Here is a 20,765-nt window from a genome sequence, read left to right on the forward strand (position 1 = left end):
GCTCAATTCTGTTTTTCAGCTATGAGGCGCATCTTGCAGCGGACGCACCTGCGCCCTGCTCCAGAGCAGGGCGCATGAATGTTTCTGGCATCGACGGTATGCATAGCGAGATCCTGGGCCAAGAAAGCCCAAGATCTCCAAAGACCTGTTCATTTAAAAACTAACGAACAGCACAACACACGGACTCATAAGAGCCATACCTTACCACCGTTCCACCTTCAACCTCGATAACAGTATCACAGGTCTCCAGAGTGTTAAGCCGGTGTGCAATGACGATCAGCGTGGTGCCATCACCCAGATCATCAACGGCGCGCATGACTTCCTGTTCGGTTTTACTATCCAGCGCACTGGTCGCCTCATCCAGAATGATAACGCTTGCCTCTTTATAGAAAGCACGGGCTATCGCGATGCGTTGGCGCTGTCCGCCGGAAAGAAAAACACCTCGCTCTCCTACCGGCGTGTCATAGTCGGCAGACCACGATTCGATGACATCGGAAATTTGCGCCTTGGCTGCGGCTCGCCGCACACGATCGAAATCGATGTTTTCGTAAGACACCCCAAAAGCGATGTTTTCAGCCACTGAGGCGTCGGACAGGAATATCTGCTGCGGCACATGGGCAATGTTTCTTTGCCAGTTGCGGCTGTTGCCCGTATTCACTTCAACACCATCAACCGAAAATGCGCCTTCCGTTGGAGTCAGCAAGCCCATCAACGTGTCGATCAGTGTACTTTTTCCGCTCCCCGTGGCTCCCATCAGGCCAACTCGCGAACCCTTGGGAATGCTCAGGCTTATATCTTTCAACACCCATGGAGCATCCTTGCCGTAGCGATACGACACATGATCCAGCGACAGGCAGTCATTAAAATCCAGAGGGGTCGGCGTCGACTCGACTTCGACCTCGTCGCGCTTCTCTGGCAGAAGGTCCAGGACATCTCGTAACGAGTCTTGCGCGCCACTGATACAGGCCCAGGCCGCATAGGATTGCTGCAACACCGGAAGCAGGCGTTGTGCCGCAAGCGCCAACGCGCCCAGCATCGGGATCGATGCAAGCAGCCCACCGGGTTGCTGCGCAAGCCAGTACGCAAAAACCGCAATCATCAACATACCGAACGATTCGATAGCGAAGCGTGGCGAGTTGGCGATGATCTGGATATTGGCTCTGGCACGACGCAACGTGTAATCGGTGCGATCAAAGTCCTTGCGATAGGTCTGCTGAGACGAGTCAATAATAACGTCTCGAATACCTTCAAGACTTTCACTCATCAACTTCAGTTCTTTATCGGAAGTGACACTCACCACCAGGCTGTCTTTTTTCAGTTGCTTTCTTGTCACCAGCACAACCGCCAGGTAGACGCCACCAAAACTCGCAAAGGCGAGAAAGGCAACGATGGGCTGGATGACCAGCACAATGACAAGAATTGCCAACATCATGAAAGCCGAGCTGACAATGGTCAGCGACGGAAATAGAAACTCCCGCACCACCGTGTCGACCTTGTTGAAAATAGCCGTTATGACTTCGCTGCTATTCCTGGAGATGTGCTTGCTGTAAGGCTGATGAATGACTGTCTTGTATATATCGCTTGCCAGATCACTCCCCACTGCCGAACTCAATCTGTTCTGCGCCCACATCAAGACAAAACGACTGACACCGGAAAATATGGCGGCCACTGCAAAAATGACGGTCAACGGCAACAAGAGCCCGTTGGCAGAGTCAATATTCATCGCAGCAAAAACATCACCAACGAGCGGCTGACTCAGAAGTTTCTCGGGGTTGATCAAAACCGCCAGGAACGGAACGATTGCCCCGATACTGACGATTTCTGCAAGCGATGCGACCACCATGAGCCCGAGGATCACAAAGAACTGCAGCTTTCTTTTGAGTGTAAAACACTTCCAAAGACGGCCTAACAACTGAATCATTGAGTCACTCTTCGCCAGAAAAATTATTAACAGCTGCGATGACCGCCTCGACTTCAGACGAGGTCATTTCAGGACTCATGGGTAAACTCAGAACCTGCTGATGGATCGTCTCGGTCAACGGGTAGCTTTTCCCGTTCAGCTCTTTATATGCCTGCTGCTGATGAACCGGAATAGGGTAGTGGATGATGGTTTGAATGCCCTGATCAGCCAGATGCTGCTGCAATGCATCACGCTGCTGGCATCGAACAACGAACAGATGCCAGACATGGCTCTGCAGCGACAGAGGGCAAACGCCAGCAGAAAGCGGCAGCTCTACGGCGGGGTTGCTGATGCCCTCCATGTACATTTTGGCGATTTCCCTGCGGCGCGCAGTCTGGTCATCCAGATACTTGAGCTTGACGCTAAGCATGGCGGCCTGAATCTCATCCAGGCGGCTGTTCACGCCCTGATAAAGGTTCTTGTATTTTTCATGGGAACCATAGTTGCGCAGTGCGCGCAGGACTTTCGCCAACTCGTCATCGTCGGTAGTTACCGCGCCGGCATCGCCCAGAGCACCAAGGTTTTTCCCTGGATAGAAGCTGAAGCCCGAGGCATTTCCCCAACTGCCTGCCCTTCGGCCATTGAAGCTCGCACCATGAGCCTGGGCAGAGTCTTCAAGAACCAGCAGTCCCTTTTCCTCAGCCAGCGCCATCAACGCCGTCATGTCGGATAATTGCCCATACAAGTGGACAGGCATGATGACGCGGGTTCTGGAGGTCACCGCAGCCCGGGCATTGGCAGGGCACAAGTTATAGGTGGCGGCATCAGGCTCGACCAGCACTGGCACCAACCGGTTTTCGGTGATAGCCAGAACACTGGCGATGTAGGTGTTGGCAGGCACGATGACTTCATCGCCATCCTTGAGTTTCCCCAACTCTTTCCAGGCACGCAGCGTCAGGTTCAGCGCATCAAGACCATTCGCAACGCCGATGCAGTGCCGACTGCCGCTATAGGCTGCAAAACTTTCTTCAAAGTTTGAAAGTTCATTACCGCCGATGTACCAACCCGAATCGATGACGCGGGTGCATGACGCTATCAACTCGTCGCGCATCGTCGAGTTGATTTTCTTTAAATCCAGAAAACTGATCATTTGTCCAGGTACCTGATAATTCTTGCCGGGTTGCCAACTACAACAGCGCTGTCGGGCACGTCTTTAGTGACCACAGAACCTGCCCCTACCATTGCATTGCTACCGATGGTGATCCCCGGCAGTAATGTTGCATTGGCACCAATACTTGCTCCGGCCTTGACCGTTATCCCCTGAAAAGCATCAGGGTATACTTTTGACCTGGGCATCGGATCGTTGGTAAAAGTTGCATTTGGGCCAATGAACACGTTGTCTTCTATCCGCGTGCCGCTCCACAGGAAAACACCCGACTTGACGGTAACATTGTCCCCTACGATGACATCGCCTTCGATCAGCGTATGGGCACAGATATTACAGTTACGACCGATAACCGCTCCCTGCAGAACAACGGAGTATTGCCAGATACGTGTCGAACTACCAATGTCTGAACTTTTAACATCGGCCAGAGCGTGAATCTCAGACATTATTTATCTCCGCGAGAAAGCGATCATAATTCCTGATGTAATCCGACTCGTCATAATGTTCGCTGGCCAGTACGAGCAATATGCAGTCATCACTAAAGTCATGCATTTCGCGCCAGACCATACTTTCGATCAAGAGCCCTCTGGTAGAACTGTCCATCCAGGTTTCTTCACGAACTTCGCCATTATCCAGCACCATGCGGCACTTTCCGGCCACACAGATGGCAACCTGCTTCAAGTTACGGTGAGCATGATAACCGCGACTGACACCCTCGCCGGTTCGATAAATGTAATAAACGCGCTTAATATCAAAAGGTATTGCTTTTTCCATACCGATTTCAAGAGCGACCAACCCTCCTCGTTCATCGCCCAGACTGGGAAAGTCAATCCATTTCATCATGCTCACTTAACATGCTCCGCTATATTTTCTGGTTGGCGCCGTATAAAAATTCATCGAGATCGGCCATCGATACGAAACCGTATGGCTCAGCCGTCACCATGCGTTCTGTACCAGAGGTGCATAATGCTTTTTTGCCATCCCTGCCCCTGCATACAACACGTCTCGGAGATTGTACACCGAGGCTGCGCGGGTACGCCCGAAACTAAAACACCGATAATACGCAGGGCAGGCCGCCAGTTATACCTTTGTTAGCCATGATTGATAAAAACGACCGTATGTCCGAAGCTATAGCGCAGACATGTTTTGCATCATGGCCCTGAAATACGGAGCCCGGAGTGCATGAAGGACCACGCTGGCTCAAGGATTTCTGGAACGCTCATGGCATTCCTGTCCACCCCGACCATGGATGGCTAAAACGCAATGAAGGTGAAAAAGCGATCAGCCAGATCGCAACGCATACGTGAGCAGCAGCGGGTCAACCTGCAACGTTATTGGCTGAATTTCTATCGCGCCCGCTATTGGGCCAAGGTCATGGGCGCCGTTTCAATGATGGTGCTGATGGCGGGGGTGTCGCTGTTCACAAAAAGCATGATGCCCATCTATCTGATGACCCCCATTGTGGTGGTCGGTCTGCTGATGCTCACCTGGTTCTGGCGCAAACGAATCGGGCTGGTTGCCGATGAACAGAACCAGCCCGAATGAAGCCAGGTCACCTCAAAACTTGAACCGACCCACACTCGCCTGAAGGCTGCCGCCCAGCCTTGCCAGTTCGGTGCTGGACATCGCGGTTTCGCCGCTGGCGACGAAAGTCTGCTCCGAGATCACCCGCACGTTCACCACGCGACGGTTGATTTCGTCGGCGACAATGCTCTGTTGTTCGGCGGCTGCGGCGATCTGGGTGTTCATCTGCTCGACGGTGGAAACAGAGCGACTGATGCTCATCAATGAGGTGCCGGCACGACGAGTCAGTTCCACACTGCTTTTGGTCAGGGAAAGGCTGTTATCGAGAATCGTCGCCACTTTCTGGGTGCCGTTCTGCAGGCTGCTGACCAGCCCTTCGATTTCTTCTGTAGAGGCTTGAGTGCGCTGAGCCAGGCTGCGGACTTCGTCAGCGACCACGGCAAAACCACGACCGGCTTCGCCTGCACGAGCCGCTTCGATAGCGGCGTTGAGGGCAAGAAGATTGGTCTGTTGGGCGACCGACTTGATCACATCCAGCACCGTGCCGATCTTGTCGCTTTCGCGGCTCAGGTCGTTCATTGCGTCGGTCGAGTGATGGACTTCTTCTGCCAGGCGCCCGATCTGGTCAATCGCCTGAAGCACGACCTCATCGCTTTTACGGGCCTCGTCATGGGCTGCGATGGCTGCGTTGGAAGCGTCCTCGGCATTACGGGCCACTTCCTGAACAGTGGCGGCCATTTCGTTCATGGCAACCGCGACCTGATCCGTCTCGCTCTTCTGGCTGGTAACCCCGGCAGTGGTTTGCTCGGTGACCGCCGAGAGCTGCTCCGAAGCGCTGGCCAATTGCACGACGCCATCGCGAATGCCACCAATCAACTCACGCAGGTTGACTGTCATGCGCTGCATGCTGGCTTGCAGAAGGCCAAGTTCATCCTTGCGATTGGCCGTGATATCGACGCTCAGGTCACCGGCTGCCACCCTTTCGGCAGCGAGCAGGGTTTCCTTCAGTGGGCCAACGATCAGACGGGTGATGAGCCAGGCTGCCAACGCACCGAGAATGAGCGCAAAAATCGCGGCAGCAACCAGAAGATTCTTGGCCTGATCGACATCGTTATCGCGTTTGGTGGTCTGGCTGATATGCAGTTGCCTGCTGTCCTCGAACAGGTTGGCAACCTCTGTATTCAAGCCATCCTGCGCCTTTCTGGCTTTCGCCTCATCGTGGGCCTGGGTGGCCTGAACAAAATCCTGGAAGTGAAGGCGATAGCGTCTGCTCGACTCCACGCCTTGGCTGAGCAGTTTCAGATCCGAAGGGCTGTGAAACATCCCGCGGATATCTTGATAATGAGCTTCCAGACTTTCGTTCGTGCTGAGTACTGCTGCGGCGCGGTCCGCACTGGCTTCAATCGTGTAGCTCAAACGCCCAATGCGCATGTCACGCACAATCTCATTGAGCTCTGCGATGGCCGTCAGCTTTTGGCCTCGTTCACGCAGGATATTGATCTCCACCCAACTGAAAGCCGCTATCAGAGTCGTCAACAACAAAACGCTTACAAAGCCCAGAGTCAGTTTCGATCTGACGCTGATATTGCCCAGTACAAGTGCGAGCCAATTGAACATTTCAGAGCACTCCGAGAACGTTTAAGTGCTGATGAGTGTCCCTAGGGCAATCACAGTTCCCTGTAAACGCTGGAGTTGATTCTGTTTGTGTCCGGTAAAACCCGTACAGGCAGGCGCCCCCCTTCACCCTACCTGTGAAATGTCTTCCCCAATGCCTCAAGACGCACTGCCAAAGGAGGCAGGCGTTGGCTGCTTTGCGACAGTACGTCGATGTTGGCGGCGGTATCTTCGGCGATGCTTTGCACCGAGCGCAGTTGGTCGGCGATTTCGCGACTGGCGGTGGATTGCTCATCGGTGGTGGTAGCAATCAAACCGTTCAGTTGGGTGATATGACCAATGCCGTCGCCCACGGCACGCAATGATTCGGATGCCCGCTGGCTGTTCTCGACGCAGCGCTCGACACCTTCAAGGCTGTCCTGCATGGCCGTGGCGGCTTCGCGGCTGCCTTGTTGCAGGCCATGAATGATGCCCTGAATTTCCTTGGTCGACGACGCCGTGCGCTGGGCCAGGTTGCGGACCTCATCGGCCACGACGGCAAAACCGCGACCCTGCTCGCCAGCGCGTGCGGCTTCGATGGCGGCATTGAGTGCCAGCAGGTTGGTCTGCTCAGCAATGCTACCGATCACGTCCAACACTTTGCCGACCTGCTCCGACTGCTCGGCAAGGGCCTGCACGGTTTCGTCGGTGGTATTGATACGCTCAGCCAGTCGGGTGATTTCGCTTTGTGCCCGGTCAACGCTTTCACGTCCGTGCGCAACCTGTTCGCGGGCATCGCCAGCCCGTTGCACCGCCTGTGCGACATGCCCTGAAATATCGTTCATGGCATCGCCCATGCGCTGCATCGCATCGGTCATGCGGGCAATTTCACTCAGTTGATGCTGAGCACCGGTTTCCAGCGTGCCGCTGGCCCTGGCCAGATCATGACCCAGCTCGCCCAGGCCGCGTGTGTCGCGCACCACGCCATCCACAAGCCCGGTGATCTGTGACAGGAAACTCTCGAAGCGCTGGGTAAGGGAAACATGCTTGCCTGCCCGTTCGTCAGCCTTTGTTTCAGTCGTGAGCTGCGAGGCAGTGGCGAGCATCTTGTCGAGCATGTCCTGATTCTCGACAGCCTCGGCCTGATTCTGGACGGCGAGGTACATCAGGATTACCGTTTCAACCACCACGTAGACCGCATGCACCATGACCATGCCCCAGCCACCGGCATGGTGCATGACATACACCGGGAACCCCGAATGCTGCAAAGCGTGGAATACCACGTGATGAACGGCGATGACTGCGGCCGCAACCAGGATAGGCAGCCAGTCGCGGTAGAAGGTCAGCACGGCCAGGAAGACAAAGATACCGAAGTGGATTTCCACCACCCCTTGAGCCTGATTGATATGCAGTGCGGCCATGACCATCAGGCCGACGCCAAAACAGCAGCGCATCAATCGGGTCCCGCCAATGGCGCGATACAGTGCCGTCAGCACCAAGGCAGTGCCACCGCCCACCACCATTGCCTGGGTAAAGGTGTCGTGCCAGAACGCCAGACCGACTGAATACACAAACAGCAGCCAGATCAAGCCAAGCATGATGCGGTCGGCCTTGCGGTAATGCTCAAGAAAACGAGGAGCTGAAAGCATCAAACACTTCCTTATGAGAGGACCAAACAACAGACAGCCAGCATCATGGACGAGCAAAAGCCCGGCCAAGTCATAGGATGACTCGAAGACACGCAAGAGAATGTGTCAAATCGGTGATCTTGCGCAACTGTGTTATTGGCGTTTAGCCATCAGTGACGCAAAAGCTTGCGTAAAGGCACACCGTCCTTCATGACCGGTGACTTGATGACGATGTAGCTGAAGTACTTGGAAATGCCGATATTCTTGTCCAGCAGCTCTTCGATCACTTCCTGATAGTGCTGAATACTGCGGGTCATGAAGCGCACCAGATAGTCGTAACCGCCACTGATCAGGTGGCATTCGAGCACTTCATCCACGTGACGGATATTGGCTTCGAACTTGGCAAAGTCTTCGCGCTTGTGGTCGCTGAGGGAAATTTCTGTGAAGACCGTGACCGATTCGGTGATCTTCGCGAGATTCAGGTGGGCCTTGTAGCTGGAAATATAACCGGCTGATTCGAGACGTTTGACCCGTTGCAGGCAAGGGCTGGCAGATAGCCCGACAGCGTCTGCCAGACTGACGTTGGTCATGCGACCGTCTTTCTGGAGCTCGACCAGGATGTTGATATCAATCCGATCCAGTTTGACCAAGCCTTCCATCACCTACCTCTTGATTGCCATTCACCAAAGCTCTCTTCTAGCAAAATCAGCGCCTTAAAGACAGCTGATGCTGCGCCACCAGGTCAGCCATGCTGTTGATGCACAGATCGGCAGTGCAAGGCTGGCGATGTTCGGCACGGTTGCGACGGATCAGACACAGGCCGCCGTTGCCCAGCGCTGACGCCGGAGGCCGGGACACCAGCAAGGTTTCACTGGGGGCCAGATCCATCCCGGCCAGCCAGCTCGTATCATCCAGCGGATGAGTGGTCAGCGACAACAAGCTGTCGGGCTCCAGCCCCAAACGCTCGCACAAGGCATTTCGATCCTGTGCATCGCGATCGGCATAAACCAGCAACCGGTAAAACTTGCGCAGGTACAACATGGCACCCGGCGCATCCTCGAACAAGGTCCAGGTGGCCACTGACCGCGCGAAAGCCATACCCTCCTCCCACGTGGCCCGGGCACCGAAACGCTCGGACAACTGGCGATGGGCAAAACACAGCAAACCGCTGAAACCCAGCTCGCCAAAACGCGGATAAAGCGCACTCACCACCTCACTGAATGCCGCCAGCACCTGCTCCTTGTCGGGTTTTTCAGCGCTGTGCTCCAACAATGGCTGCAACGCCGACCAGACACCGGAATCACGGTCCACCAGAACTTCATCGCAGTCGATCAACAGTGCTCGGTAATCAGTCAGCCCCATGACAGGTCAAGCCTCCATTAAACATTCAGTCCCAACGGCCGCGCAGTGTGCATATCTGCGCGACCAGGCTTGAGCGACTACTTGGACTTCAATACTCGTGCCAAGGCAGCATCGAGGATGGTCAAGGCTTCATCGATCTGAGCCTCAGTCGTCACCAGCGGCGCGAGGAAGCGCAAGACGTTGCGATAAACGCCGCACTTGATGACCAGCAGGCCGCCGACGCGAGCCTGATCGATCAGTTGCTGATTGAGGTCCGCGTCCGGGCTGCGCTCGGCGTCGTCCTTGACGATTTCCATCGCCAGCATGAAACCGGGGCCGCGTACGTCGCCAATGCAGGAATAACGGGACTGCAGCTTGAGCAGGCCGGCACGCAGGTATTGCCCCAGTTGTTCGCCACGCTCCAGCAGTTCTTCCTGCTCGTAGGTATCGATCACCGCCAGCGCTGCGGCGCAGGCCAGAGCGTTGCCGCCGTATGTGCCACCCAGGCCGCCCGGAAGCGGTGCATCCATGATCCCGGCACGGCCGACCACACCCGACAGCGGCAAGCCGCCAGCCAGGCTTTTGGCGACCGTGACCAGATCGGGCTGAATGCCTGCGTGCTGGAAGCCGAACCATTTGCCGGTCCGGCCGAAACCGGTCTGGATTTCATCGAGAATCAGGACAATGCCGTGTTGCTCGGTCAGGGCACGCAGCGCTTTGAGAAACGCCACCGGCGCGCTCAGAAAACCACCATCGCCCTGCACAGGCTCGATGATGATGGCTGCCACGCGATCCGGCGCAACCTGCGTGGCCAGCAACTCATGCAGCGCGGCCAGGGCCATTTCGCTGGTGAAACCACGGTATTCGTTGGGATACGGGGTGTGGAACACTTCAGGTGCCAGAGGGCCGAAGTTTTGTTTGTACGGCTGGCTCATCCCGGTCAGGGTCGTGCCCAGCAAGGTGCGGCCATGGAAACCGCCACGAAACGAGATGATCGCCGGGCGATTGGTGTGGGCACGGGCGATCTTCACAGCATTCTCGACCGCTTCGGCACCGGAGGTGAAGAACACCGCCTTGTGCTCGATAGCACTTTCACCTGCCACCAGATTGCTCAGGCGCCTGGCCAGATCAAGATAGGGCTGATAGGCAACGACCTGAAAGCAGGCATGGGTGACCTTCTCCAGCTGGCCCTGCACCGCTTTGACGACATTGGGATGGTTGTGGCCGATGTTCAACACACCGATGCCGCCAACGAAGTCCAGATAACGCTTGCCATCGACATCCCACAATTCGGAACCCTGGGCGCGCTCGATGACCAACGGGTGAGCGGTGACCACACCACGGGGTACGAACTGATCGCGCTGACGGAGCAGATGAGGTGTTTCGTCGACTTTGCTATTCATGACTTTACCTGTAGTGGACCGGGCAACCGGCAGGTGGTTGCGATGTTGTTCAGGTTAAGCGTTCAGCGAAACGATCTAAGCCGAACTTGCCGTCTCAGATGCCCATATCCACTGTTTTCACCCTTGCAAACGGCAGATTCCTTCTGGCCATGCAATCTGCCGCGCAACGCCCTGTTTACAGGCTGAGCCGCCCCTTTGCGGTGCCTCTTTCAACAGATCCTGCTCCAGCCTTGAGGCATGATGGAGGCCCACTTTCACGCTCAGGAAATGCCCATGCCCGCCCTGCTCTATAAAGCCGATCCTGCCCGCGGCGAACGCTGGAAAGCCTTGTTTGCCGAGCATGCTCCCGATATCGAATGGCGCGCATGGCCGGACATTGGCGACCCGCAGGACATCCACTATCTGGCGGCCTGGCTGGCTCCCGATGATCTGGAACAGGTGCTGCCCAATCTCAAGGTGCTGTTCGCCTTGTCAGCCGGTGTGGATCAACTGGACCTGAGCCGTATCCCGCAATCACTGCCAGTGGTGCGCCTGCTGGACCCCGGCATCAGTCAGGGCATGTGCGAATACGCCTGCTTCGCCGTGCTGAGCCTGCATCGTGAAATGCTGCGCTATCGTCAACAGCAGATCGAAGGCCGTTGGCAGGCTCATCCACTGATCCCGGCTCATAAAAGGCGCATCGGGGTCATGGGGCTCGGGTTGCAAGCGCAGCACATTCTGTCGAGCCTGAAAGGCTTTGGTTTTGCCCTGTCAGGCTGGGCACGCAGCGAGCATCGTATCGAAGGCGTCGACTGCCATGCTGGCACCGAACAACTACCTGCTTTCCTGACGCAATGCGACATCCTGCTGTGCGTGCTGCCCCTGACAGAACAGACCGAAGGCATCCTCAATCGCGACCTGTTCAAGCACCTGCCGCAGGGCGCGGCGCTGATCAATATGGGTCGCGGCAAGCATCTGGTGGAGGACGACCTGCTGGAGGCGCTGGACAGCGGCCAGCTCAGCGCAGCCGTGCTGGATGTGCTGCAAAAGGAACCGGCAGCAACCGATCACCCGTTCTGGAAACACCCGAAGATTCTGCTGACACCCCATATTGCCGCCATGACCCAACCGGAAAGCGCGTTTGCGGGGCTGCTGGAAAACATTCGGCGCTTTGAAAGAGGCGAGCCGATGGAGGGGCAAGTGGATCGCGGGCAGGGGTATTAGCCTTGGCGAATGAATTCACCCCCACACAACCTTAATCATGCCAATGCCACGCGGGTGCATCCAATGGCCTCTGGCCTTGCACTTCGGTCTGGCCCAAGGTCTTTTGCAGGACGATTTTCTGGCAGTCTTCATGGCGGCTCAGCTCTCTTATCAGGATGCTTGAGTGAGACACCACCCAGACCTGACAACGCTCCGAGGCGCGGATAATCAATCGCGCCAGGGCGGGCAACAGGTCGACATGCAGGCTGGTTTCCGGCTCGTTCAAGACCATCATCGACGGTGGTCGCGGTGTCAACAGTGCGGCCATGAGCAGCAGATAACGCAGCGTTCCATCCGAAAGCTCAGCCGCCGTCAGCGGTCGAAGCAGCCCGTGCTGATGAAGGAGCAAGCTGAACAAACCTCCCGGCGTGGCGTCGATTTCCAGACGGGTTCCGGGAAATGCATCGGTAAGTGCTGGCTGTAAATCCTCCACTTCGCCCACTTCGATGATGGTCTGCAAGGCCGCCGCCAGATTGCGCCCATCGTGATGCAGCACCGGTGTGCGGGTACCCAATTGTGGCTGGCGAACCGGGGCATCCCGATCTATGCGGAAATGGTCGTAGAAACGCCAGCCCTTTATGAGCGTACGCATTTCGGCGATTTCAGCAAAATTTCTCGGGCTGCCCAGTTGAGCGAACAGGCTGTCGAACGGCTGCCCATGTTGCTGGAGGATGTCCCATTCCCGGCCCTGACGTGCACGGATCATAGGCCCCTTGCGATCCACCAGCAGGGAAGCCGGCCGGTACAACGGCCCGGCCCAGATGCATTCCCGCTTGATCTCCGGGTCCAGCATGAAAGCGGTGGGATACGGCAGCGGTTCCGGCAAACCCAGGGAAATGGCAAAACCGAAGTCCTCGGTGGCAAACCCCAGGCGCAGGCGCTTTGCCTCTCGACGCACGGATGCCTCTAGAGGCACTTCGCCCTTTTTCATACGCTGGCTGACCACTTCAGGACCGGCCCACCAGGTCGAGTCCAGTCCGCCTTCATGGGCCAAGGCTTCCACCACACCGCCTTGAGCCGTCTCCGCCAATAGCCGCAAAGCCTTGTAGAGATTGGACTTGCCACTCCCGTTATCACCCGTAACAAGGTTGAGCCTCCCCAAGGGCACAACCAGATTATTGATCGAACGATAGTTGGCAACGGCCAGAGTTTTCAGCATCGGTGAAGCAGCTCCTGAGTCCATGGAGCCGCACTATCGCCCACCGGTCTGAAGCACTGCAACCGGTGTTCTGATCTGTAGAAGTACTTTATGGGAGGCAGCATGCTGGCGACTTCATTGAAGGTATCCACAGAATCACCGCAAATCCGGTAGGAGTGGCTTCAGCCGCAAAGCCATCTTTCGGGCGCTGAAATGTGTGCTGACTTCACCGGCCTCGTCGCGAGCAAGCTCCCTCCCACGATGGGTGCAGCTCAAAAAATGTGACGATTCCGAAAGACCAATCCATATCTTCTGCATGAAACTTCCCTGACAATCCAACCCGTTTGTGCCTGCCAGATACGGGAACGGCCAATGCGCTGGTGGAGCGACAGCCATCCCTTCACTGATCGGTATCAGGCCTACAACCCGCCCACATGAAACGCCTTCACTTCCAGATATTCGTCCAGCCCGTAGCTGGAGCCTTCGCGGCCCAGGCCTGACTGTTTGATCCCGCCGAAAGGCGCGACCTCCATGGAAATGATCCCGGTATTGAGCCCGACCATGCCGAACTCCAGCGCCTCACCGAAACGCCATGAGCGGCGCAGGTCCTGGGTGAAGTAATAAGCACCCAGCCCATACGGCGTGGCGTTGGCCAGGGCCAGCGCCTCGGCTTCGTCGGTAAAGCGCATCAGCGGGGCAACCGGGCCGAAGGTTTCTTCGTTCGCCAGCAGCATTCCGGCATGGGTATCGCCCAGCACGGTCGGTTGCACGAACTGGTTATCGCCATCCGGAAGACCACCGTACAGCAGCTTCGCGCCCTGGCTCAGGGCATCGTCGATATGTCGGGCAACCTTGTTCACTGCCGCCGTGTTGATCAGCGGCCCAATGGTGACACCCTCCTCCAGTCCGTTACCGACCTTGAGCTTGGCGACTTCTTCCACCAGCCGTTGGGCAAAGCGGTCATAGATACCGTTCTGCACCAGAATGCGGTTGGCGCAGACGCAGGTCTGCCCGGCATTACGGAATTTGCTGAGCATGATGCCCGCCACAGCCTGCTCCAGATCGGCATCGTCGAACACGATAAACGGCGCATTACCGCCCAGTTCCAGGCTCAGGCGCTTGATGTGCTCGGCGCTCTGGCGCATCAGCAGACGACCCACAGGCGTCGAGCCGGTAAAGGAAATCTTGCGCACTGCCGGGTTGCCGGTCAGTTCTTCGCCAATGCCGGTGGGCAAACCGGTAATGACGTTGAACACGCCTGCGGGAATCCCCACGCGCTCGGCCAACACCGCCAGCGCTAAAGCAGACAACGGCGTCAGGTCCGACGGTTTGACGATAATCGGACAACCCGCTGCCAATGCCGGGGCGCATTTGCGGGTGATCATTGCGTTGGGGAAGTTCCAGGGCGTGATCGCAGCGCAGACACCCACGGGTTGCTTGAGGGTCATCAAGCGACGGTCGGCACTGGGCGTGGGGATGGTTTCGCCATAAGAGCGGCGCGCCTCTTCGGCGAACCATTTGACGAAACTGGCGCCATAGCGGATTTCACCACGGGATTCGTTGAGCGGCTTGCCCTGCTCAAGGGTCATGATCAGCGCCAGGTCCTCAAGGTTGTCGAGCATGGCCTGACACCAGCGCTCCAGCAACACGGCACGCTCGGCGGCAGGACGTGCCCGCCAGGCTGGCCAGGCACGCTCGGCAGCTTCGATGGCGCGCCGTGTCTCGGCACCGTTCAGGGCCGGCACCAGCGCCAGACTTTCGCCCGTCGCCGGGTCTGTCACAGTCAAGGTTGCGCCGTCATCGGCGGTAATCCACTGCCCATCGACGTAAGCGCGTTCTACCAGCAGGCTGGGGTCTTTCAACTGATTCTTGAGCATGATCGAGTCCTGTTCCGGGATGACTGCCAGTCTAAGCAGCCGCCACAGTCCAGGATGCTGAAAGCGGCGAACCAGCAGCGTCGGATGCTGAAATTCGCCCTCTCACGGCAGCCTCTACTGCTTCAACGAGCCCAACAGGTTCTGCAAAAAGCGCTCGCCTGCCGTCATCTGGCTTACATCGATAAACTCGTCGGGCTTGTGCGCCTGCTCGATGGAACCCGGCCCACACACCACCACCGGTACATTGAGTCGCCCAGCGAACAAACCACCTTCAGTGCCATACGAAACCTTGATGTGCTGCGTGCCCGGCTCGGCGAAGGCATGCAACAGGCGCACGGCCTCAACGCTTGGGTGCGTCTCCAGCGCCGGGTATTCGTTCATGATTTCAATCTCGATGTCCGCCACGCCGGACAGCTGTTTGGCCTCGCGCACCAGCACTTCGGCCCGCTCACGCAATTGCGTCAGCAGCAGATCGGGATCATCGCCCGGCAAGTTGCGGTACTCGAACTCCAGGGTGCAGAGGTTCGGCACGATATTCAGCGCCTTGCCGCCGTCGATACGGCCGATATGCACGGTGCTGTAGGGAATGTCATAGCCGTCGTCCCGCGAGCCCTGCTGTTCGATCAGCGCCTGACTCTTGCGCAGCTCGGCAATGAAATCACTGGCCAGATGAATCGCATTGACCGCGCGCGGTGCCAGCGAGGAATGCGCTTCCTGGCCACGGCAAAAGGTCCGGTAGGAGCTTTTGCCTTTATGGCCGATGGCGAACTGCATCATGGTCGGCTCACCCACCACACACAGAAAGGGCCGCAGCGGCGCCAGATGCAAGACATCCAGTAAACGTCGCACGCCAACACAGCCAATTTCTTCGTCGTGGGACAACGCCAGTTGCAGCGGGCGGCTGAGGGTCATGTCCGCCGCATCGAGCATGGCGTCGATGGCCAGGGCAATGAAGCCCTTCATGTCGCAGGTCCCACGGCCATAAATCCGCCCGTCACGTACCGTCGCCTCAAACGGCGGCACGGTCCAGGCCTGCCCGGCGGCGGGCACTACGTCGGTATGGCCAGACAGCAACACACCCGGCTGGTCACGCGGACCGGTGCTGGCAAACAGGTTGGCTTTCTTGCCCGTCTCGTCCTTGACGATCAATGACTCGATGCCTTTGCTCGCCAGCAGGTCGCGAACGTATTCGATCAGGGCCATGTTCGGCTCCGACGACACCGTATCGAAGGCAATCAGTCGCTTGAGGATTTCCAGTGCGCGGGGCGTCATGAGGCTTTACTCGCTTGCTCGTTCACCATGGCAAAACGGCGAATGTCGAAGGGGCTGATAGAGGTGGAGGTACTGCCAGTGCTGATCAATTCAGCCATCACGTCACCCACGCCCGGACCGAGCTGGAAGCCGTGACCGCAGAAGCCGAAAGCATAGAACAACCCGTCCACCGCGCCGCTGCGGCCCATGACCGGCAACGAATCCGGCGTATAGCCTTCGATGCCGCTCCACACCCGAATGATGTTCAGGTTGCCCACGCCCGGCAGCAACCGGCGCATCTGCTGCACCTGATTGATGATGCTGCGCGGCTCGACATAGGCCTTTCGGTTGATCATGTCCGGTTTGCTGCGAAAGCCACCGCCGATGATGATGTTGCCCCGCGGGATCTGCCGGAAATAGATCACTTCGTGGGCAATCTTCGTGTACACGCCAATCACTGTCGGCAGGGCGTAAGGCACAGGTTCGGTCACAGCCATTTGCGGGCCGTGGGTGTCCAGCGGGACTGGCTCACCGAACTGTTCGGACAGCTTCTGGCCCCAGGCGCCAGCAGTAATCAGCAGGTTGTCGGCGGTAAAGACCCGGCCATCGGTGGTGGTGACTTCAAACTCGCTCCCGACCTTTTGCACATGGGCGACCTCAGTCCGCTCCTCGATGCGCGCGCCAGCCCGAATCGCTGCACGGGCAAAGGCCGGCGCAGCCAGACGCGGGTTGGCGTGACCGTCGTGGGGGGCGTAGGAACCGCCTTTCACGTCAGGCCCCAGGAACGGGAAGCGCTCATGCAACTCCTTGCCGCTGTAGATCTGCAGATCCAGCTCGCGGGCTTCGGACGCGGCGGCATAGGCTTCCAGCTCCGGGATCTCGTCTTCGCGGTAGCAGACACGCATGTGCCCCGAGGGAATGAACTCCAGGTCGTCATCGATCAGTTCCGGCAAGCGCTTCCACAATGCCCAGGAGCGGTTGGACAACTCCAGCTGGCCGAGGAAACGACCCTGACGGCGGACATTGCCAAAGTTAACGCCACTGGCGTACTGACCGATCATGTCGCGCTCCAGCAAGGTCACCGACTGGCCGCGCTGGCGCAGGAAAAAGGCCGAAGCCGAGCCCATGATTCCACCGCCAATAATCAGCACATCGACTTTCGGCTGCTTCATGACACCACCTCATCTGTGAGCATGGACAAGGGTTTGACCGGAGCCTGCCCACGCTGACGCCCCACCTGTTCGACCGGCACACCCGCAGCGGCAGCGATCACTTCAGCGCCCGCCTGGGAACAATAACGCCCTTGGCAGCGCCCCATGCCGACCCGGCTGAACGCCTTGGCGCGGTTGACCTCGCAGGCGCCTTTCTGGCGAACGACACCCCGCAACTCACCAGCACTGATCATCTCGCAGCGGCAGACAATCGCATCATCGGGCAATGCCTGAGCCTGGGTCGCTGGCCACGGAAAGGCCTCGGCCAGACCGACACGAAAGCGATCCATGACTTCAAGGTCCTTGCGCACCTCGGCCTGAAGCGCTTGGTCCACGGGAAGGTCCAGGTCCTGCAACAGAGCCAGCGCCGCAAGGCGTCCAGCCTGCTCGGCAGCGTCGGCACCGCGAATCTTCGCGCCATCGCCTGCGGCGTAGACGCCTTTGACCGAGGTCCGGCCTTCTTCATCGACGGCCAGCAGCCATTGCCCGGAAGCCTCATCGAAGCGCAACTGGCAACCCGCCAGATCGGCCAGTTGGGTTTCAGGCCGCAAGTGGTAACCCAGCGCCAACGCATCGCACTCGACGCTCAAGGACGTGCCATTCGCCAACCGCACTTGCACACCGCTGACGCCCTCTTGAGCGTCGCCCAGTATCTGTTCCGGCTGAACACCCATGTGTACCGGCACCTTGGCGCGGTAAAGCTGAGCCAGCAGTTTCATACCGTTGAACAGCAAACCCGGACGCGCCATCAGTTTGGGCAGTGCGCCGATGCGCTTGCTGAAGGGAGAAGTGTCGAGCACCGCCGCCACCTCGGCACCGGCCTTCACGTACTGGCTGGCGACCAGATACAGCAACGGGCCGCTGCCCATGAACACAACCCGGCTGCCAATGGATACCGACTGCGCCTTGAGGGCAATCTGCGCGCCGCCCAGGCTGTAAGTCCCTGCCAGTTGCCAGCCCTTGATCGGCATCAGGCGGTCGGTGGCGCCGGTACACAAGATCAGTGCATCGAAATCCTGAACGGTATGCAGGCCCTGGCTGACACAGCACAACTGGCCGGGCGTCAGGTTCCAGACCAGCGTGTCGGGGCAATAGTCGATCTGTGAACGCAAGCGGTCGAAGCTTTCATGCAGCGCACGGGCCTTGGGCGCTTCGGTGCCATAAAGCGCCGAATAGTCGCGCTTGAAACCTTCGGGCTGACGCCGATAGATCTGCCCGCCATCACGACGGTTTTCATCGATCAGAACCGGCTTGAGGCCCGCCGCCAGCAGCGTCTCGGCGCAGCGGGTTCCGGCAGGCCCGGCACCGATGATGACGACCCTGGCAGCCTTGGGATCTGCAACGCCTAACCGTGAAGTGGCCATGTCGCCTCCGGTTGTGTAGTGACGATATCAAGCCCCTCGCGGACTTCATTGGAGCAGGCGCGCAGGCGCTCGCCGCTGCGGGTCCATACCCAGCAATCCTGGCAGGCGCCCATCAGGCAGAAACCGGCACGACGCCCCGAGTCGAATTCGGACTGGCGTAATGCCGCGCCCTTGGTCAGCAAGGCGACCATCAGGGTGTCGCCCTGCAAGGCTTCGACGGGCAAGCCATCGACTTTCAGGCTGACAGTGGGCCGATCACGCTCGCCCAACCTTACGAAACGCCCTTTCATGCATAGGCTCCCACGGTCACGTTATTCAGGTTCTCTTGTGCGCCCTGCAATTCAGCGCTGTCACGATGACAAAGGATTTCGCTGCCACCACCAATCTGGCGGCGAGCGGGTGCAGTCTTGTTGCACAGCCCCTCGACACGGACCGGGCAACGATTGAGGAAAGTGCAAAGCTCCGGATTATTGGCCGGGGCACTGATCGACGGCAGCTTGCCACAGGTGGAAGAACACTCTTCCAGCCAGCCTTGGCGCAGTTCCGGTACCGAACTCACCAGCAAGTCCGTGTAAGGATGGAAAGGTGCCTTGCTGAAGGACTCGCAACTGCCCTCCTCGACCTTGTGGCCGCTGTACATCACCACGATGTCATCGCACAGGGCGCGGACGGTGGATATGTCATGGCTGATGAACAGATAGGAAACCCCAAGCTCGCGTCGCAGATCACCCAGTAGTTCAAGAATGGCTGCGCCGACCACAGTATCCAGCGCCGAGGTCACTTCATCGCAGAGGATCAGGTCCGGCTTGGCCGCCAGAGCGCGGGCCAGGTTGATTCGTTGCTTCTGCCCGCCGGACAGTTCGTTGGGACGGCGCTCGGCCAGCTCACGGGGCAAGCGCACCAGATCCATCAATTCGTCGATGCGTTGACGCAAAGCCTGCCCCTTGAGGCCGAAGTACATCTTCAGCGGTCGGGCCAGAATCGTGCTCACGCTATGCATCGGATTAAGTGCGGTATCGGCGTTCTGGAACACCATCTGAATGCGTCGAAACTGGTCTTCCGTGCGCCCGGCCAGGGTGCCGGACAATTCAGCGCCATCGAACACCAGGCTGCCGCGAGCCGGGTCCAGCAAACCGGCAACCACACGCGCCAGGGTCGACTTGCCCGAACCGGACTCACCGATCACGCCGATGGCCTGGCCACGACGCACGGTCAGGTCGATGTCTTCGAGCACGCGGATCATCGGCATGCCTTGCAGGTTCTTCTTGCCGTAGCCGGCGGTCATGCCCTTGATGGTCAGCAGCACGCTGTCCTTGGCCACCTCACTGGCCGGGCTCAAGGTAGCGTCTGGCCGGGCGGCGGCCAACAGGCTGCGGGTATAGGCTTCTCCCGGGCCTTTGAGCAACGCCGTGGTGCTGCTTTTTTCGATGATCTGCCCGCCGTTGAGCACCACGATCTGATCCGCCATCTGCGCCACGACCGCCAGGTCATGGGAGACATAAACCGCCGTCGCGCCACGCTCGCGCACCACCCGCTTGAAAGCCCGCAGCACGTCGATCTGAGTGGTCACGTCCAGCGCCGTAGTGGGCTCGTCGAGAATCACCAGCAAAGGGTCGCTGATCAGCGCCATGGCCGCCATGACCCGCTGCAACTGGCCGCCCGACACCTGATGCGGATAGCGTTCACCGATCTGCTCCGGGTCAGGCAGTGCCAGATCCCGGAACAGCTCGATAGCCTTGGCTTCCAGCGCCGCCTGGGTGCCGAGGCCATGAATCAACGCGCCTTCGATCACTTGGTCGATCAGTTTCCTGGCCGGGTTGAAAGCGGCGGCAGCACTTTGCGCAATGTAGGAAACACGGTTGCCACGCAAACCCTGCAACTGCTTTTCCGGAAGACTGAGCATGTCGTGCTCGCCGACCTGCACCACGCCGCTGGCCAGACGACAACCACGTCGCGCATAACCCAGCAGCGCCAGAGCGATGGTGGTCTTGCCGGAACCGGACTCACCGATCAGCGCCAGCACTTCGCCTTTTTCCAACGCGAAACTCACGCCTTTGACGATCTCGATTTCGCCCTGCTCGCCACTGGCAACGACCCGCAGGTCTTGGACACTTATCAATTCACTCAT

Annotated in this window: 18 protein-coding genes; 2 read left to right on the forward strand and 16 right to left on the reverse strand. The window is 58.3% G+C overall.

Features of this window, described 5'->3' with window-relative positions:
• Positions 1 to 160: 160 nt before the first annotated feature.
• Genes ACODS3_RS06045 through ACODS3_RS06060 form a run of 4 tightly spaced genes read right to left on the reverse strand, consistent with a single transcriptional unit; the run spans position 161 to position 3,908 of the window.
• Positions 161 to 1,921, reverse strand: coding sequence for an ABC transporter ATP-binding protein (locus ACODS3_RS06045; protein ID WP_489033723.1), 1,761 nt, complete (start codon positions 1,919 to 1,921; stop codon positions 161 to 163).
• Positions 1,922 to 1,925: 4 nt separating this feature from the next.
• Positions 1,926 to 3,050: a DegT/DnrJ/EryC1/StrS family aminotransferase gene (locus ACODS3_RS06050; protein WP_489033725.1), complete on the reverse strand. Its 1,125-nt coding sequence runs from the start codon at positions 3,048 to 3,050 to the stop codon at positions 1,926 to 1,928.
• Positions 3,047 to 3,511 (reverse strand): acyltransferase, encoded by a 465-nt coding sequence (locus ACODS3_RS06055; protein WP_201018943.1) that lies wholly within the window; start codon positions 3,509 to 3,511, stop codon positions 3,047 to 3,049. Before ACODS3_RS06055 ends, ACODS3_RS06050 begins: the two co-directional genes overlap by 4 nt.
• On the reverse strand, positions 3,504 to 3,908 hold the full coding sequence (locus ACODS3_RS06060; RefSeq protein WP_236124188.1) for a sugar 3,4-ketoisomerase: 405 nt from the start codon (positions 3,906 to 3,908) through the stop codon (positions 3,504 to 3,506). Before ACODS3_RS06060 ends, ACODS3_RS06055 begins: the two co-directional genes overlap by 8 nt.
• A 426-nt stretch (positions 3,909 to 4,334) precedes the next feature.
• Between ACODS3_RS06060 and ACODS3_RS06065 the strand changes: the two genes are divergently transcribed.
• Complete coding sequence (locus ACODS3_RS06065) at positions 4,335 to 4,610, forward strand: hypothetical protein (protein ID WP_489033728.1); 276 nt, start codon at positions 4,335 to 4,337, stop codon at positions 4,608 to 4,610.
• 12 nt (positions 4,611 to 4,622) lie between these two features.
• Here ACODS3_RS06065 and ACODS3_RS06070 read toward each other — a convergent pair whose 3' ends face one another.
• From ACODS3_RS06070 to gabT, 5 genes are all read right to left on the reverse strand, one after another.
• Positions 4,623 to 6,206, reverse strand: coding sequence for a methyl-accepting chemotaxis protein (locus ACODS3_RS06070; RefSeq protein ID WP_201018945.1), 1,584 nt, complete (start codon positions 6,204 to 6,206; stop codon positions 4,623 to 4,625).
• Positions 6,207 to 6,334: 128 nt separating this feature from the next.
• Positions 6,335 to 7,831: a methyl-accepting chemotaxis protein gene (locus ACODS3_RS06075; RefSeq protein WP_201004033.1), complete on the reverse strand. Its 1,497-nt coding sequence runs from the start codon at positions 7,829 to 7,831 to the stop codon at positions 6,335 to 6,337.
• A gap of 149 nt (positions 7,832 to 7,980) precedes the next feature.
• The gene (locus tag ACODS3_RS06080) at positions 7,981 to 8,469 is read right to left on the reverse strand and encodes an Lrp/AsnC family transcriptional regulator (RefSeq protein ID WP_002555947.1); all 489 of its coding nucleotides are present in this window, start codon (positions 8,467 to 8,469) and stop codon (positions 7,981 to 7,983) included.
• Positions 8,470 to 8,515: 46 nt separating this feature from the next.
• The gene (locus ACODS3_RS06085; RefSeq protein WP_201018946.1) at positions 8,516 to 9,172 is read right to left on the reverse strand and encodes an HAD family hydrolase; all 657 of its coding nucleotides are present in this window, start codon (positions 9,170 to 9,172) and stop codon (positions 8,516 to 8,518) included.
• A gap of 77 nt (positions 9,173 to 9,249) precedes the next feature.
• Positions 9,250 to 10,554 (reverse strand): 4-aminobutyrate--2-oxoglutarate transaminase, encoded by a 1,305-nt coding sequence (gene gabT, locus ACODS3_RS06090; RefSeq protein ID WP_201018947.1) that lies wholly within the window; start codon positions 10,552 to 10,554, stop codon positions 9,250 to 9,252.
• Positions 10,555 to 10,827: 273 nt separating this feature from the next.
• Here gabT and ACODS3_RS06095 point away from each other — a divergent pair, with 273 nt between their 5' ends.
• The gene (locus ACODS3_RS06095; protein WP_201018948.1) at positions 10,828 to 11,757 is read left to right on the forward strand and encodes a 2-hydroxyacid dehydrogenase; all 930 of its coding nucleotides are present in this window, start codon (positions 10,828 to 10,830) and stop codon (positions 11,755 to 11,757) included.
• A gap of 31 nt (positions 11,758 to 11,788) precedes the next feature.
• Here the strand turns inward: ACODS3_RS06095 and ACODS3_RS06100 are convergent, their stop codons facing one another.
• The 7 genes from ACODS3_RS06100 to ACODS3_RS06130 form a co-directional block, all read right to left on the reverse strand.
• Positions 11,789 to 12,955, reverse strand: a complete 1,167-nt coding sequence (locus tag ACODS3_RS06100) for an AAA family ATPase (protein ID WP_201018949.1) — start codon at positions 12,953 to 12,955, stop codon at positions 11,789 to 11,791.
• 398 nt (positions 12,956 to 13,353) lie between these two features.
• The gene (locus ACODS3_RS06105) at positions 13,354 to 14,811 is read right to left on the reverse strand and encodes an NAD-dependent succinate-semialdehyde dehydrogenase (protein ID WP_489033738.1); all 1,458 of its coding nucleotides are present in this window, start codon (positions 14,809 to 14,811) and stop codon (positions 13,354 to 13,356) included.
• A 114-nt stretch (positions 14,812 to 14,925) separates the two neighbouring features.
• Complete coding sequence (argE, locus tag ACODS3_RS06110) at positions 14,926 to 16,083, reverse strand: acetylornithine deacetylase (RefSeq protein ID WP_489033740.1); 1,158 nt, start codon at positions 16,081 to 16,083, stop codon at positions 14,926 to 14,928.
• On the reverse strand, positions 16,080 to 17,234 hold the full coding sequence (locus tag ACODS3_RS06115) for an NAD(P)/FAD-dependent oxidoreductase (protein WP_489033742.1): 1,155 nt from the start codon (positions 17,232 to 17,234) through the stop codon (positions 16,080 to 16,082). The genes argE and ACODS3_RS06115 overlap by 4 nt, the downstream gene beginning before the upstream one ends.
• Positions 17,231 to 18,637, reverse strand: coding sequence for an FAD/NAD(P)-dependent oxidoreductase (locus ACODS3_RS06120; RefSeq protein ID WP_489033744.1), 1,407 nt, complete (start codon positions 18,635 to 18,637; stop codon positions 17,231 to 17,233). Before ACODS3_RS06120 ends, ACODS3_RS06115 begins: the two co-directional genes overlap by 4 nt.
• Positions 18,619 to 18,927 (reverse strand): (2Fe-2S)-binding protein, encoded by a 309-nt coding sequence (locus tag ACODS3_RS06125; RefSeq protein ID WP_201018954.1) that lies wholly within the window; start codon positions 18,925 to 18,927, stop codon positions 18,619 to 18,621. The genes ACODS3_RS06120 and ACODS3_RS06125 overlap by 19 nt, the downstream gene beginning before the upstream one ends.
• Positions 18,924 to 20,765 (reverse strand): ABC transporter ATP-binding protein, encoded by a 1,842-nt coding sequence (locus ACODS3_RS06130; RefSeq protein ID WP_201018955.1) that lies wholly within the window; start codon positions 20,763 to 20,765, stop codon positions 18,924 to 18,926. Before ACODS3_RS06130 ends, ACODS3_RS06125 begins: the two co-directional genes overlap by 4 nt.

This window comes from Pseudomonas sp. FG43 (genome assembly GCF_057809175.1).